General features: G+C 64.2%; 13 protein-coding genes. 6 read left to right on the top strand and 7 right to left on the bottom strand.

The window, feature by feature from the left end:
* Positions 1-2: 2 nt before the first annotated feature.
* Positions 3-653: a response regulator gene (locus ACPPVR_RS15415; protein ID WP_426615046.1), complete on the top strand. Its 651-nt coding sequence runs from the start codon at positions 3-5 to the stop codon at positions 651-653.
* Between the two features lie 51 nt (positions 654-704).
* On the opposite strand, the gene ACPPVR_RS15410 is transcribed toward ACPPVR_RS15415, so the two are convergent.
* Positions 705-1289 carry a TetR family transcriptional regulator gene (locus ACPPVR_RS15410; RefSeq protein WP_426615045.1) on the bottom strand — a complete coding sequence of 195 codons (585 nt, stop codon included), beginning with the start codon at positions 1287-1289 and terminating at the stop codon, positions 705-707.
* A 564-nt stretch (positions 1290-1853) separates the two neighbouring features.
* On the opposite strand from ACPPVR_RS15410, the gene ACPPVR_RS15405 reads away from it, so the two are divergent.
* Entirely contained in the window at positions 1854-3026 is a 1173-nt protein-coding gene (locus tag ACPPVR_RS15405) for a M20 aminoacylase family protein (protein ID WP_426615044.1), read from the top strand.
* A 108-nt stretch (positions 3027-3134) separates the two neighbouring features.
* On the opposite strand, the gene ACPPVR_RS15400 is transcribed toward ACPPVR_RS15405, so the two are convergent.
* From ACPPVR_RS15400 to ACPPVR_RS15385, 4 genes are all read right to left on the bottom strand, one after another.
* Positions 3135-4457, bottom strand: a complete 1323-nt coding sequence (locus ACPPVR_RS15400) for an LVIVD repeat-containing protein (RefSeq protein WP_426615043.1) — start codon at positions 4455-4457, stop codon at positions 3135-3137.
* Between the two features lie 76 nt (positions 4458-4533).
* Entirely contained in the window at positions 4534-6441 is a 1908-nt protein-coding gene (locus ACPPVR_RS15395; protein WP_426615042.1) for an acyl-CoA synthetase, read from the bottom strand.
* A 127-nt stretch (positions 6442-6568) separates the two neighbouring features.
* Positions 6569-6802: a hypothetical protein gene (locus tag ACPPVR_RS15390; RefSeq protein ID WP_426615040.1), complete on the bottom strand. Its 234-nt coding sequence runs from the start codon at positions 6800-6802 to the stop codon at positions 6569-6571.
* Positions 6803-6865: 63 nt separating this feature from the next.
* The gene (locus ACPPVR_RS15385) at positions 6866-7165 is read right to left on the bottom strand and encodes a hypothetical protein (RefSeq protein WP_426615039.1); all 300 of its coding nucleotides are present in this window, start codon (positions 7163-7165) and stop codon (positions 6866-6868) included.
* 327 nt (positions 7166-7492) lie between these two features.
* On the opposite strand from ACPPVR_RS15385, the gene ACPPVR_RS15380 reads away from it, so the two are divergent.
* Together ACPPVR_RS15380 and ACPPVR_RS15375 are read left to right on the top strand one after the other, a co-directional pair.
* Positions 7493-8569, top strand: coding sequence for a SecDF P1 head subdomain-containing protein (locus tag ACPPVR_RS15380; protein ID WP_426615038.1), 1077 nt, complete (start codon positions 7493-7495; stop codon positions 8567-8569).
* 251 nt (positions 8570-8820) lie between these two features.
* A complete protein-coding gene (locus ACPPVR_RS15375; protein ID WP_426615037.1) occupies positions 8821-9627 on the top strand; it encodes a Crp/Fnr family transcriptional regulator in 807 nt (268 codons plus the stop codon).
* Between the two features lie 27 nt (positions 9628-9654).
* Here the strand turns inward: ACPPVR_RS15375 and ACPPVR_RS15370 are convergent, their stop codons facing one another.
* Together ACPPVR_RS15370 and ACPPVR_RS15365 are read right to left on the bottom strand one after the other, a co-directional pair.
* Complete coding sequence (locus tag ACPPVR_RS15370) at positions 9655-10296, bottom strand: glutathione S-transferase family protein (RefSeq protein ID WP_426615036.1); 642 nt, start codon at positions 10294-10296, stop codon at positions 9655-9657.
* Between the two features lie 118 nt (positions 10297-10414).
* A complete protein-coding gene (locus ACPPVR_RS15365; protein WP_426615035.1) occupies positions 10415-10966 on the bottom strand; it encodes a cytochrome b in 552 nt (183 codons plus the stop codon).
* Positions 10967-11139: 173 nt separating this feature from the next.
* Here ACPPVR_RS15365 and murI point away from each other — a divergent pair, with 173 nt between their 5' ends.
* Positions 11140-11937: a glutamate racemase gene (murI, locus tag ACPPVR_RS15360; protein WP_426615034.1), complete on the top strand. Its 798-nt coding sequence runs from the start codon at positions 11140-11142 to the stop codon at positions 11935-11937.
* A gap of 61 nt (positions 11938-11998) precedes the next feature.
* Positions 11999-12772: an HpcH/HpaI aldolase family protein gene (locus ACPPVR_RS15355; RefSeq protein ID WP_426615033.1), complete on the top strand. Its 774-nt coding sequence runs from the start codon at positions 11999-12001 to the stop codon at positions 12770-12772.
* The last annotated feature ends 103 nt before the right edge of the window (positions 12773-12875 follow it).

The raw sequence follows: 12875 nt of genomic DNA, 5'->3' as shown, positions 1-12875 counted from the left end.
AGATGAGCGAGGTCGCAGCAACAGGCATCTCCGTGCTGCTGGTCGACGACCATCCGATCGTCCGCCAGGGCTACCGGCGCGTGCTGGAGAGCCAGGGCGATCTCCACGTCGTGGCGGAGGCCGACAACGCCGCGGATGCCTATAGCGCCTTCAAGGCGCATGACCCCGACGTCATCGTGATGGATATCTCGATGCCCGGCGCCAGCGGGCTGGAGGCAATCCGCAACATCCGCGCCCGCAACCCGCGGGCACGCATCCTCGTCTTCACCATGCACAACGAGGCCGTGCTGGTGAAGGCGGCTTTTAGCGCCGGCGCGAGCGGCTTCGTGACGAAGAGCAGCGAGCCATCCGCCGTCGTGGGCGCCATCCGCAGCGTCGCGCGCGGCGAGCGCGCCATGAGCGACGACATCGCGCATGTGCTGGCCGAGGACAGCCTGTCGGCGGGCTCAGCGCTGGATCAGCTCGGCGAACGCGAGATCGAGATCTTGCGGCAATTCGCCGGCGGCGCCACCACCGAGCAGATCGCGGCGCATCTCAATCTCAGTGTGAAGACGGTGCAGAACTATCATTATCTGATCAAAACGAAGACTGGCGCACGCACGGATGCGCAGCTCGTGCGGCTGGCGGCGAGTTGCGGGCTGACGAGGATTTAGCGGGGGGAGAGTCGGCTTCTCACCCTCCCCTGGAGGGGGAGGGTAAGAGCGTCAAGCCTTCAACCCGCGCAGCAGCAGCGCGAGCGCTGCGTCGACACGGGCAGGCAGATCCGCATCCTTCCACTCGTCGGCATGGGCCGGATGGTGGAAGCGGACGGTCGCATCGAACAGTGCGCGCGCGGTGATCTTGACGTCGGCCTCCTCGAACACACCCTGCTTCACGCCGTCGGACAGGATTGCCGAGATCTGGTCGATCATGGTGTCCTTGTGGCATCTGACAGCCGCGCAGGCTTCGCGTGCCAGCGTTAGATAGGTCTCGAACATCTCGGGGTCGTCGAGCACGCGCGAACGCTTGGCGGCGAACAACGTGCGCAGCCAGCGCTCGAGCCGCGCCGGCGCCGGGCCCTGCTCCGCGGCGATCTCGCGCAACGGCGCATCGATGCGGTCGAGCCAGCGCTTTGCGACGGCCTCGCGCAGCGAGGCCTTGCTCGGGAAATGGCGATAGACGCTGCCGTGGCTCACATCGAGCGCACGGGCAACGTCGACCACCGTGGCCTTGGCAAGTCCGTAGCGCCTGAGCACATCCTCGGTGACTTCGAGGATCCGCTCCGGCGTCAAGACAACGGCTTCGTTCATGCCAGCACCATGTTCCCTTGAAGGGCTCAGTTACCCGGCGATGGAGCTGCTTCCGAAGCGCCCTTGCCGGCCGTCTCGGAAAGCTCTCGCCTCAATGAGGCAGTTTTGCAGCCTGCGCCGCGATCTGGCGCGCAACCAGTAGATTGAGCCAATGCCCAATTGTCCCGGTGAGATTGATGATTTCGGTCGTCATTGTCGTAAGTCTCCAAACAATCGGCGGTTCCCGTTGTTCCATTTGAGCACCTCGATCCCTAAGTGGTCGGGACGTTGGGCCTCCGGGTCTGCCGCCAGACGCCCAATCAGAGCGTCCGAGATTGGATATACACGTCCCGCTGACAGATTTCAATATCTGTCAGTCAATGATCCGTGATTGACAGTTAATTTTTGGGACCGAGCCCGGCCCCTGTGTCGGCCGGCCGGCGATGCCGAGATCGAGGTTCGGAGACGCATTGCAACCGTAGGGCGGATTAGCGCAGCATAATCCGCCGTTCATCCTTGGCATCGCGATGGGTTACGCTACGTTGGCCGACCCACCCGACGAACCACAAGAAACGGACCCACCCCATGCCCATCGTCAACCGCATCGCCGCCCTCTCGGACGAAATGGCCGCCTGGCGCCATGACTTCCACGAGAATCCCGAGCTGCTCTACGAAGTCCACCGCACCGCCGGCATCGTCGCCGACCGCTTGCGGGAGTTCGGCTGCGACGAGGTGGTGACGGGCATCGGCCGCACCGGCGTCGTCGGCGTGATCCGGGGCCGCAAATCCGCGTCCGGAAAAGCCATTGGCCTTCGCGCCGACATGGACGCGCTGCCGATCATGGAAACATCCGGCGTGTCCTACGCCTCAAAAATTCCGGGCAAGATGCACGCCTGCGGCCATGACGGGCACACCGCGATGCTGCTGGGTGCCGCGAAATATCTCGCCGAGACGCGCAATTTCGACGGCACTGCGGTCGTGATCTTCCAGCCCGCCGAAGAAGGCGGCGGCGGTGGCAAGGCCATGGTCGAGGACGGGATGATGACGCGCTGGAACATTGACCAGGTCTACGGCATGCACAACATGCCCGGCCTGCCCGAGGGCCATTTCGCGACCACTCCGGGTCCGCTGCTCGCCTCTTCCGACAACATCCAGATCACCGTGCACGGCAAAGGCGGCCACGCTGGTGCCACCCCGCACCAGGCGATCGACAGCGTCCTGATCGGCTCACAGATCGTCAACGCGCTGCAATCGATCGTCGCGCGAAACGTCGATCCGCTGAAATCGGCGGTGATCTCGATTACGCAATTCCACGCCGGCACCGCCTTCAACATCATTCCCGAGACCGCCGAACTCGGCGGCACCGTGCGCACGCTCGATCCCGAAGTGCGCGATCTCGTCGAGCGCCGCATCGGCGAAGTCGCCGACAGCGTTGCCCGCGCCTATGGCGGCTCGGCAGTGACGAAATACTCGCGCATGTATCCGGTGACGATGAATCATCCGCGCGAAGCCGGCGTCGCCGCCGATGTGGCGCGCGACATCGTCGGCACTGAGCGCGTCAACGACCGCATCATCCCGATGATGGGCGCGGAGGATTTCTCGTTCATGCTGGAAGCGCGCCCCGGCGCGATGATCCTGGTCGGCATGGGCGACAGCCCCGCATGCCACCACCCCGCCTATGTCTTCAACGACAACATCCTCGGCCACGGCGCCTCGTTCTGGGTGCGCCTGATCGAGACCGCGATGCCGGCGGGGTAAAAGGTGCGTGGGGTGGGTTAGCAAAGCGTAAGCCACCTCTTCTGTTCCCGCGGAGATAAACAGTGGTGGGTTACGCCTTCGGCTAACCCACCCTATGGACTGCCCTACTCATCCCTCATATTGCAGCACGTGCATGCCGGCATTCCAGTCGGAGACGAACATCAGCCCGTCGGGCCGCACATAGGCATCGCAGGTCTTGGCTGCGAGCGCCACGTTCGGTCGGGGGTCGATGAGTTTCTTGGGTATCGGCGGCACCCAGTACGCGATTTCCTTCGGTTCAAAGGCGTCCTTGATATCGAATACCCTGACGCCGGCATTGTTGTAGGTCGCGAAAATCGTCTCTTCGCTCTGGAACGAGCCCGGCCGGTTCTCATGCAGATTATGCGGGCCGAAGGTACCGTTCGTGCAGAAATCGCGGTCGCGCGGGGTCGGCAGGGTGGCGATCGGCACCGGGTTTTCCGGCGCGCGCACGTCGAGAACGAATGTATGGAACAGGCCCTTGGCGCATTGATCCGCATTCGCTTCATCCGCGACGATCGCGAGCTGTCTCTTGGGCAGCGGCAGCGGCGTATGCGTGCCGCCGGCAAAGGGCGGCGACCAGTTGATGTGGGATAGCAGCTTTGGATTTGCGGGATCGCTGATGTCGTGAATGGTGAAGCCGCCGTCGCGCCAGGCGGCATAGCCGCGGTCACCCGCCGTGATCATGTGATGGAGCGCGAAGCGCTTGCCCTTTGGCGTCGCCGGCTCGCCGGCCGCGCGGTTCATGCCCGGCAGCCACCATTTCGCGACAATCTCCGGCTTCGTGATGGTCTTGAGATCGACCACGCAAAGGATGTGGTCGGTGAATCCCTCGAAATGCGCCGACACATAGGCGTAGCGGCCGCCCGGCCACCACAGCCGGTTGATGCCGAAGCCAGGCATTTCGAGAAACGCGATCTCGCGCATCTCGTTCGGCTTCGAGATGTCGTGGATCGAGAGGCCGCAGCGGAATTTCTTGGCCTTGGTGATGCTGTCGACCAGCGTGTTCTCGAAATAGCCGCGCATGTTGTCGTAGGACTGCATCGCGACGATATTGGCGCCATTCGCGAGCAGCAGCATGTCCTCTGCCACCTGCAAATGGTGGGTGCGGGTGTACTGTCCCGCGGTGAAGAAATTGACCGGTTTCAGCGCACGCGGATCGGATGCGTCAAGGATCGTCACGCCGTCGCTGAACATGTGCCCAACGTAGACGTGCTGCCGGTTGAACATCACCTGCACGCTGTCGGGCCGTCCGCCGATGTCGCTGTAGGAGATGTGCTTGATGCCCTTGCCGATGCCCTCGGGCGGAATGTCTGCTGAAGCTAAAGCCGGCCTCGACCACCCAGGTAGCGCGGCGAATCCGAGCACAGCCGATAATTGCCGAAGGTGGCTGCGGCGAGAGAGTTGGCGCATCGATTTCCCCCAAGTTTTTTGCGGGATGATGCTCGCTTGCGGCAAGGCGTGCAAGCCTTGTGTCGTCGGCCCTCACTTACGCCTGCACGACCTCGTGCCGCATCACGAACGGAGCGAGCAGCGTGTGCACCTCGCCAGCAACCAATTCGCGCTGGTCGGCCGAGAGCCCCGCGAGCGTCACGGTGGCGATCGAACCGTGGCTGCCATGCGCGCCGACCCTGACCTTGCAATCGATGCCGCGCTCGATGATGGGCGTCAGCACCTTGGTGAACACGCGCTGCGCCGCGTCCCAGCGCAATTGCGGCTTGAACACCTTGCCGACACCGGTCACCGGCATCGGATCAATCGGAATGACTTGCACCGGAACGGCGGCGCGCTCCGGCGTGCGCTCGCGCACCCATGTCTCCAATTCGCCCGGCTCGACCGTCGCACCAGGCTTCAGCTGCACGTAGCCCACCGGCAATTCTCCGGCATAGGCATCGGGCTGACCGACCACCGCGGCAAAACCGACGGCGGGATGGCGGAACATGATCTCCTCGATCGGCGCCGGATCGATGTTGTGGCCACCGCGGATCACGAGGTCCTTGGCGCGGCCGGTGATCCAGAGATAGCCGTCGGCATCAAGCCGGCCGAGATCGCCGGAATTGACCCAGACCTCATCGACGAAGGCGCCAATGTTATGCGCGTCGTTGAGATAGCCGCCAAACACGCCGGGCCCGGCCATGATGACGACGCCGATCTCGTCGGCCGCGCAGTCGCGGATCAGACGGCCGTCGGCATCGAGCTGCACGATGCGGACACGCGCGTAAGGCATCGGCAGGCCGACCGAGCCGAGCCGGATCGGCCGTGATGGATAAGCGAGCGTGTGCACGCTCGAGGTCTCGGTCATGCCGTAGACCTCGACCACCGGCAGCTTGAGCTTGTCCTGGATCGCCGACCCAACGGCGACGGGAATCGCCGAGCCGCCGCCGGCAGCATATTTCAGGCTGGAGATGTCGGCATTACCCGGCGGCACCGCGAGCGTGGCGGCCAGCACCGTCGGCACGCTGGACAGCGCCTCGGGCTTGAAGCGCTCGACCAGCCCCCAGATGTTCTTCACCGAGTTCGGATTGCGCCAGCCGCTCGGCGACAGCACGACGAGTGAGCCGCCGGCCGAGAGCGTCAGCAGCACCTGCGTCAACGAGCCGCCGACGTGAAACAGCGGCATGCCGAACAGCATGTTGGCGCCGGGCTTCGACCTCAGCAGCAGATTGAGCGCCCAGGCCTGGTAGACCTGGTTGGCGTGGGTGTGCCGCACCAGCTTTGGCGTGCCGGTGGTGCCGCCGGTGTGGAAATAGGCGGCAATGTCGCTGCCTGCGATCTTGCGCCCGCTGATAAGCCGGTCCGACGGCTGCTGCTTGATCAGGTCGCTGAAGGCAAAGACGCCGTTCGCCGGATCGCCGCCACCAAACACCTGCACGATCGCCTTGAGAGCTTTCAGTTGCGGCCTGATCTGCTCGACCTTCTGCCAGATGTCGGTGCCCGGCATCGGTCCGAGGGCCACCAAAATCGTCGTGTTCGCGGCCTCCAGGATCTCAACGATCTGGTGCGGCTCCAGCAGCGGATTGACGGGATTGGCTATGCCGGCGGCTTCCGCGCCGAACAGCGTCACGAAGGCATCGGGCACCAGCGGCAGCATGAAGCTGATGACGTCGCCCTTCTCCGCGCCGAGCGCATGAAACATGTTGGCGGCCTGGGTCACGCGCGCGATGAAATCGCGGTGGGTGACGACGAGCGGCGTATCGGCAGGATCGGCATTTTGCAGGAACTGGATCGCGGCCCCATCGGGGTTGAGCGCCGCACCGAGCTTGATCGCGTCATACGTGCTCTCGGCCGCGACGCGATCGGCGTAAGGGACCTGCTCGAAGGCGCGGACCTCCGCATCCGTCGCCAGGTCCGGATAGTCGTTGCCGATGAATCGATCGAGCGCGTGGATGCCCGCCATGGAATTCCGTCCTCCCTCTGTTCATTGCCCCGCCCCCTGTCTTTTGACATTTGGTTCAGGCGAGGCCTCGACCGGAAACCGGTCGAACCGTGACAGAATGATGGATGATTTGGCGTTCGTCCATTCCCTAGCGGCTGCGGCGATAAAGCCCGGTGAAGCTGACCCCGGCGCCGCCGCAATCGCCATTGTCCTGCACCAGGAGGAACGGGCCGATGCGCCGCATGCGCACCCCGCAGCCGCTGTCGCATTTGGTTTCGAACGGCAGCCAGCCGTCCTCAAGGAAAGCGATGCTGGCGACGCCTGGCTTCACCTGCGCATCGAGCGTGCCGGTGCGGATGTCACGCACCGTCGCCACCGCCATGTCGCCGACGATGTGCAGCCGGCCGCCGATGCCATCCTCGGTGATCGCGATGCTGCCCTCCGACTAGGTCCAGGTCCCGAGCCAATCCGAAGGCTGCGGCGAGGACATCGGTGCGACCGGACTGAGCGCTGCGCGCGGCAGCCAGCCGGTGATCCAGGCCGGCTTCGTCCCCGCCGCGGCGTGGTAGCTGATGCAGGTGAAATCGCCCTGCGTCCGACCAGCCAGCACAAGATCTCCGGTGACGAGATACGACTTCTTGCAGCAGGCCCCGCCCATTGCAGGGCAGCTTGAGGTGTTGCCGGCGTCGTCGTCCGGGCTCTTGATGAAGTTGACGCGCGGGGCGGCCTTCACCCGCGCCAGCACCGCTTCGTCGTCCCAGTCGAGACCGGCGCAGTTTCGGGGGTCATAGGCCGGTCGTCCCGTGGTCGATAAAGATCGGGTTGGTGAACAGGTTTCGGCTGTCATAGGTGTCGTAGGCGCTCGCCGGGCCCGCGGCCAGGATCACGCTCAACATCACCCCTATCGTCCCAATTCGCATGGCTTCTGTAAAGCTAGCACTGTGCGGGTGAGTTGCCTCGACCTGGCGCCGGGTTCGAACCCTCCTTTTTGAACCTGCACGCGCGATCGGGGGACCAAGGACTGGGACAGGCGCGCCGCCTGACGCCGCGTCTTGCGCCAATTGAGGACACCATGACCACGCCCCTGCGGGACCGCATCACCCGGCTGATCGCCGCGCTCGCCATTGCATCTGCGATCGCCCTGCCGCGCACCGCTGCCGCCGAGGACACGCAGCTCGACAAGATGCGCGCGAAGGTCGTGGCCTTCGTCGGCAACATGATGGAGAAGCAGGGCGGCTCGCGCATCGTCTACAAGGTCGATGCCGATGGCTTGCGTGAGGCGATGGTCACGGACCTGCGCGACGACGTCTACAAGAATCTCAAGGAGAGCCGCATCGCTTTCTCGGCGCACAAGGTGAGCAACGGCAGCGTCGAACTAACGATCGCGGACGCCAAGAGCCGCGACCAGCTCGTGCGCAAGCTCACGACGGACGCAGCGCCCCCACGCTCGCTCAAAACGACCGACGGCGGCGACGGCCTGCTCAGGCTGGCGCCAACGGACGCCGCCTTCGCCGGCCAGCTGCATGATCTGGTCGAGGAGTCCATCGCGATGATCGAGCAGCGCCTGAAGGACATCGGCGTCAAGCTCGCCAGCGTGCAGCCGGACGGGGCCGACCGCATCCGCATCTTCCTCCCGGGCGTGATGGAGCCCGAGCGCGTGACCGCGGTCTTTGCCAAGAAGGTGCGGGTCAGCTTCCGCTCGATCGACGTCTCGATGCCACCGGAACAGGCGCAGCTCGGCACGCCTCCTGCCGGGACGGAGGTCCTGTTCGGTTTCAAAGACCAGCGCCCCTATCTGGTCGCAAAGGAAAGCGCGCTCGAGGGCGACGACATTATCTATGCCGGCCCCGGCTTTGCGCCCGGAACCAAGGAGCCGATCGCCTCGTTCCGCTTCAACGGGCGCGGCGCACGGCGCTTTGCCCACATTACCGAGGAGAACGTCGGAAAGCCCTTTGCCATCGTGCTCGACGACAAGGTGGTCTCCGCCCCCGTGATCCGCGAGCCCATCACCGGTGGCTCGGGCCAGATCTCCGGCAATTTCACGCTGGAGGAGGCCAACAGCGTCGCCATGCTGCTGCGCGCGGGCGCGCTGCCCGGCCATCTGGGCCTCGTCGAGCAGCAGGTCGTCCAGCCCGCCGCAAAGCCGTAAGGCTCTCCGACCGTCCCTTTTTGCGCCACCCGCCCTGGCCGGGCGCCAAAGTCCCGCGGCCCGAGCCCCGAATCGCGGGGGCTCAAACATACGGACAACGAACGGGCAATTGCCGAAATGCCCGTTCAGGTTAAAATTTGCCTCTTGCGGCAGGACGACCGAAAATTCCATTCAAGTGGTCGTCATTCGAATTCGGCTATACCTACCGAGAACACCGACCAGGACTGAAGGCCTTACGCAGGGACCATACCATGCCGTCCGGCAGCGCAGACGTTTCCTCGATCCTCGACCGCATTCTCGATGCGGCAACGGATAATCTCAGGATCGCGAAGATCCTTGTCCAGATGGGTCTCGATCCAAACAACGTGACCTACGACGCCATCTTCAATCGGTTGCTGGAGATCTTTGTCCACAACATCACGCTGGCCAATATGTTCGCTACGGTCGGCGCCGGCTTCTTCGTCGCCACCCTTTTGATGCGGACGATGGTGCCGTTGCGCGTCGCCAACATGATCGGCTGCGCGTTCTTCGCCATTTTCGGTGCGCTTTCCGCGAATGTCTCGACGTTCGTCCTGTACCTGCTGCTGCTTCCGATCAACGCCGTGCGCCTGCGGCAGATGCTCAAGCTCGTCAAGAAGGCGCGCCATGCCGCCGAAGGCGACATGTCGATCGAATGGCTCAAGCCGTTCATGACCGAGCGTAAATATCGCCGCGGCGACACGCTGTTCAAACTGGGCGATCCAGCCAAGGACATGCTCCTCACGGTCACAGGCAAATTCCTGGTCAAGGAGATCAATGTCGAGATCGGGCCCGGAGCTCTCATGGGAGAGCTCGGCTTCCTGACACCCGACAACCGGCGAACCGGAACGATCGAATGCGTCGAGGACGGACAGGTGCTGACGATCACGTATGACCGGCTGCTCGAGATCTACTTCCAGGATCCGCAGTTCGGCTACTATTTCCTGGTGCTGACCAGCCAGCGCCTGCTGCAGAACATCGATCGCTTGCAGAAGCAGCTGACGACGGAACGGACCGCGACCACGAATAGGACTGCGTGAACGGCTCCGCGGACCCAGCTCTGCCGCTCAGCTCAACAGCAGCGCCATGCCGGGATCGCCCTTCTCCATCGCGCGGCGGTACGCCGGTCGTGCACCGATGCGGCCGAGATATTTGACCACGTTCGGACAGCGCGAAAGATCATAGGGCTGGAAGTAGCGCATCGTGGTGAGCGAAAAACCCATCATGATGTCGGCGGTGGTGAAGGCGCTGCCCGCCAGATACTCGGCGTCTCGCACGCGTGCATCGACCAGATCGAAGATGCGGTCGACGCGCGCCCTTGTCGCGAGCAGCATCGGATTGTCCTCGGCGAGCTTGAGCCGATTCAGGATCATCAGCCGGCCCATGCCGGCTTGCAGCGTGCCGTTGGCAAAGTGAAACCAGTACAGGAACTGCGCGAAGCCGGGATCATCGGCGCCGAGCACGAGGCGGCCGTTGCCATATTTGGCGATGATGTAGTCGACGATGGCACCAGATTCGGCGAGCACGAGATTGCCCTCAGCAATGACCGGCGCCGCCCCGATCGGATGCAGCGCCTTGTAGTCGGCCTGCGCCAGCATGGTGACGGGATCGCGCGCATAGCGCTTCAACTCGTAGGGGATTTCCAGTTCCTCGCAGAGCCAGACGATGCGCTCAGATTGCGATTTGCCAAGATGATGAACGGTGAGCATGAGCGTCTCCTGCGGCGTTGCTATCGACCAGACCCCGCACTGTTTCGCCGGGATCGTCAAGCCACCGGCCATGATCAGCGCCCGGAAGAATGTGTGCCTCGGCGCGGAAGTCGTCCGCCTACCCCACTTCGTCCGTCACCATGCGCGCCACGACGCGGTCGCGGCGGATGAAGTGGTGCCAGAAGGCTGCGACCACGTGAACCGCGATCAGCGCCAGCAGCACATAGGCAAAGAAGATATGGCGGTCCTCATAGGCGTCAGCCGCCGCCTTGTCCGGAGAGGTAAATTGCGGCACGTGAAACAGGCCGAAGAAATCCGAGTAATTGGGCGAGCGCGCACCGGAATGCGCCCAGCCCAGCATCGCGACCAGGATGACGACGAGATAGAGCGCGCCATGGCTGACATGGGCCGCGATCTTCTGCCAGCGCGAGGTCTCGGTCGGCAGTGCCGGCGTCGGGTTGATGGCGCGCCAGGCCAGGCGCAGCACCGTGAACAGCAAGATCATGTAACCGATATCGGCATGGATCGAGCGATAGAAGAACTTGTCGGGACGCGCCGGGATGTGGTTCATCCACCAGCCGAAGCCGATCGTGCCGATGATCGCAAGCGCCAAGACCCAGTGCAGCCCCCGGGCGACGCTGCCCCAGCCGGCCTTCGTGTTTCTGATCATGTCGGCTCCCCGAAAATTTACGGATGTCCCAAAACCGCAGCGCAGCACGGCTGCTGATAGCGGGAACATGCGGCAATCGTGAAATGGAATTGCTCCAAATCGGCCTCCGGGGCCGGTCGCCGCAAAACGGCCCCAAAAACCGAATGGTAACCATGCAGAGATAGGGTGACGGCGTGACTTATTCCCCGACGATCCTGGTGTTCGATTCCGGCCTTGGCGGGCTCACGGTGCTGCGTGAGGTCGTGGCCGCGCGCCCAGACGCACATTTCGTCTATGTCGCCGACGATGCCTTCTTCCCCTATGGCCACCACGGCGAAGATGAGATCATCGCCCGTGTCGTGCCGCTGATGGGGGAGCTGATCGGGGCACACGATCCCGATCTCGTCGTCATCGCCTGCAACACCGCCTCCACCCTGGTGATGTCGCATCTGCGCGCCGCCTATTCGGTGCCCTTCGTCGGCACGGTGCCGGCGATCAAGCCGGCCTGCGCGCAGTCGAAGACCCGCCGCGTCTCGGTGCTCGGCACCAAGGGCACGGTGAAGCGCGAATACACGAAGGCCCTGATCCGCGACTTCGCGCAAGGCTGCGAGGTCACGCTGGTCGGCTCGCCCGAGCTTGCCTCGCTCGCCGAAGCCGCGCTCAACGACCACCCGATCAGCGACGGCGACATCCTCGCCGAACTCGCCCCCTGCTTCGTCGGCGATCCCGAGGACGCGGGCGCGCGCACCGACACGGTGGTGCTCGCCTGCACGCATTACCCGCTGCTGCTCGACCGGCTGATAAAGCTCGCGCCCTGGCCGGTCGACTGGATCGATCCTGCGCCCGCGATCGCCCGCCGCGTCTCGGACCTGCTCGGTCCGCACACGGGCGGCATCGCTCAATCCGGCGCCGCGATGATCTTCACCTCGAACCGCGTGCACAGTCTCGCGGCAGCACTGACGCCGTTCTTCGGCGGCCGCGTGCCGGCCTGACTTTGCCGCTCGACGGCGCGCTGCTAGGCTGCGCCGTCGTCGTCTTCCCGCAGGTCATTCCATGTCGGTCGCTCCAACGCCGCTGAACCGTCTCCGCCAGCTCTGGCGCGAGGGCCGTCCCGCCTTCGGCGCGATCGCGACGATCCCGAGCGTGCAGACCGTGCAGATCATGGCGCGCTCGCTCGACTGGATCATCGTAGATCTCGAGCACGGGCCGATCGGGCTCACCGAAGCGCATGCGATGATCGCGGCCACGACCGGCACGCCCTGCACACCGCTGGTGCGGATCGCCGCGAACGAGCCGTGGCTTGCAAAAGCGCCGATGGATATCGGCGCCTTCGGCATCAATTTTCCGATGATCACCAATCGCGCAGAAGCGGAGAAGGCGGTGCGCAGCGTACGCTACCCGCCGCGCGGCGATCGGCTCTGGGGCCCATTCCACGCGCCGTTCCGCTGGGGCCAGTCGATGCCGGACTACATGGCCACCGCCGACGACGAGATGATCTGCATGATCACCATTGAGCATGTCGACGCTGTCGACCGCATCGACGAGATCATGGCCACGCCCGGCATCGACGTCGCCGTGATCGGTCCCGGCGATCTCGCCACCTCCATCAACAAGCGCGGCCAGATGGACGATCCGGAATTGCTGGAGCTGATCGCGCGGGCCGAGGCCGGCATCCTCAAGAGCGGCGTGCCGATCGGCGGCGTGGCGCGCACAGCAGACCAAGCCAACCGATTGGTCGACCGCGGCTACCGCGCCATCGCGCTCGGCTTCGACTGGTCGCTATTCCAGCGCGGCATCATGGCGGCGTTCGAGGGGATCAAGCGCTGAGCGGTGGTCTCAGCCATTGAGTCTTGCCGGGAACGGCGGCGCTGCTAGGCTCAGTCGTTCCAAAAAGGAAACAATCAATGCTCAAGAAGACTTTGCTCGTTCT

This window comes from Bradyrhizobium sp. McL0616, from assembly GCF_049993385.1.
Lineage (GTDB): Bacteria > Pseudomonadota > Alphaproteobacteria > Rhizobiales > Xanthobacteraceae > Bradyrhizobium.
This window is presented reverse-complemented; position numbering and strand designations above follow the sequence as displayed.

What these genes read in the sequence shown, in the direction of transcription:
- ACPPVR_RS15415 (WP_426615046.1), top strand. Translation starts at nt 3, where the DNA reads ATGAGCGAGGTCGCAGCAACAGGCATCTCCGTGCTGCTGGTCGACGAC.
- ACPPVR_RS15410 (WP_426615045.1), bottom strand. Translation starts at nt 1,289, where the DNA reads ATGAACGAAGCCGTTGTCTTGACGCCGGAGCGGATCCTCGAAGTCACC.
- ACPPVR_RS15405 (WP_426615044.1), top strand. Translation starts at nt 1,854, where the DNA reads ATGCCCATCGTCAACCGCATCGCCGCCCTCTCGGACGAAATGGCCGCC.
- ACPPVR_RS15400 (WP_426615043.1), bottom strand. Translation starts at nt 4,457, where the DNA reads ATGCGCCAACTCTCTCGCCGCAGCCACCTTCGGCAATTATCGGCTGTG.
- ACPPVR_RS15395 (WP_426615042.1), bottom strand. Translation starts at nt 6,441, where the DNA reads ATGGCGGGCATCCACGCGCTCGATCGATTCATCGGCAACGACTATCCG.
- ACPPVR_RS15390 (WP_426615040.1), bottom strand. Translation starts at nt 6,802, where the DNA reads ATGGCGGTGGCGACGGTGCGTGACATCCGCACCGGCACGCTCGATGCG.
- ACPPVR_RS15380 (WP_426615038.1), top strand. Translation starts at nt 7,493, where the DNA reads ATGACCACGCCCCTGCGGGACCGCATCACCCGGCTGATCGCCGCGCTC.
- ACPPVR_RS15375 (WP_426615037.1), top strand. Translation starts at nt 8,821, where the DNA reads ATGCCGTCCGGCAGCGCAGACGTTTCCTCGATCCTCGACCGCATTCTC.
- ACPPVR_RS15370 (WP_426615036.1), bottom strand. Translation starts at nt 10,296, where the DNA reads ATGCTCACCGTTCATCATCTTGGCAAATCGCAATCTGAGCGCATCGTC.
- ACPPVR_RS15365 (WP_426615035.1), bottom strand. Translation starts at nt 10,966, where the DNA reads ATGATCAGAAACACGAAGGCCGGCTGGGGCAGCGTCGCCCGGGGGCTG.
- ACPPVR_RS15355 (WP_426615033.1), top strand. Translation starts at nt 11,999, where the DNA reads ATGTCGGTCGCTCCAACGCCGCTGAACCGTCTCCGCCAGCTCTGGCGC.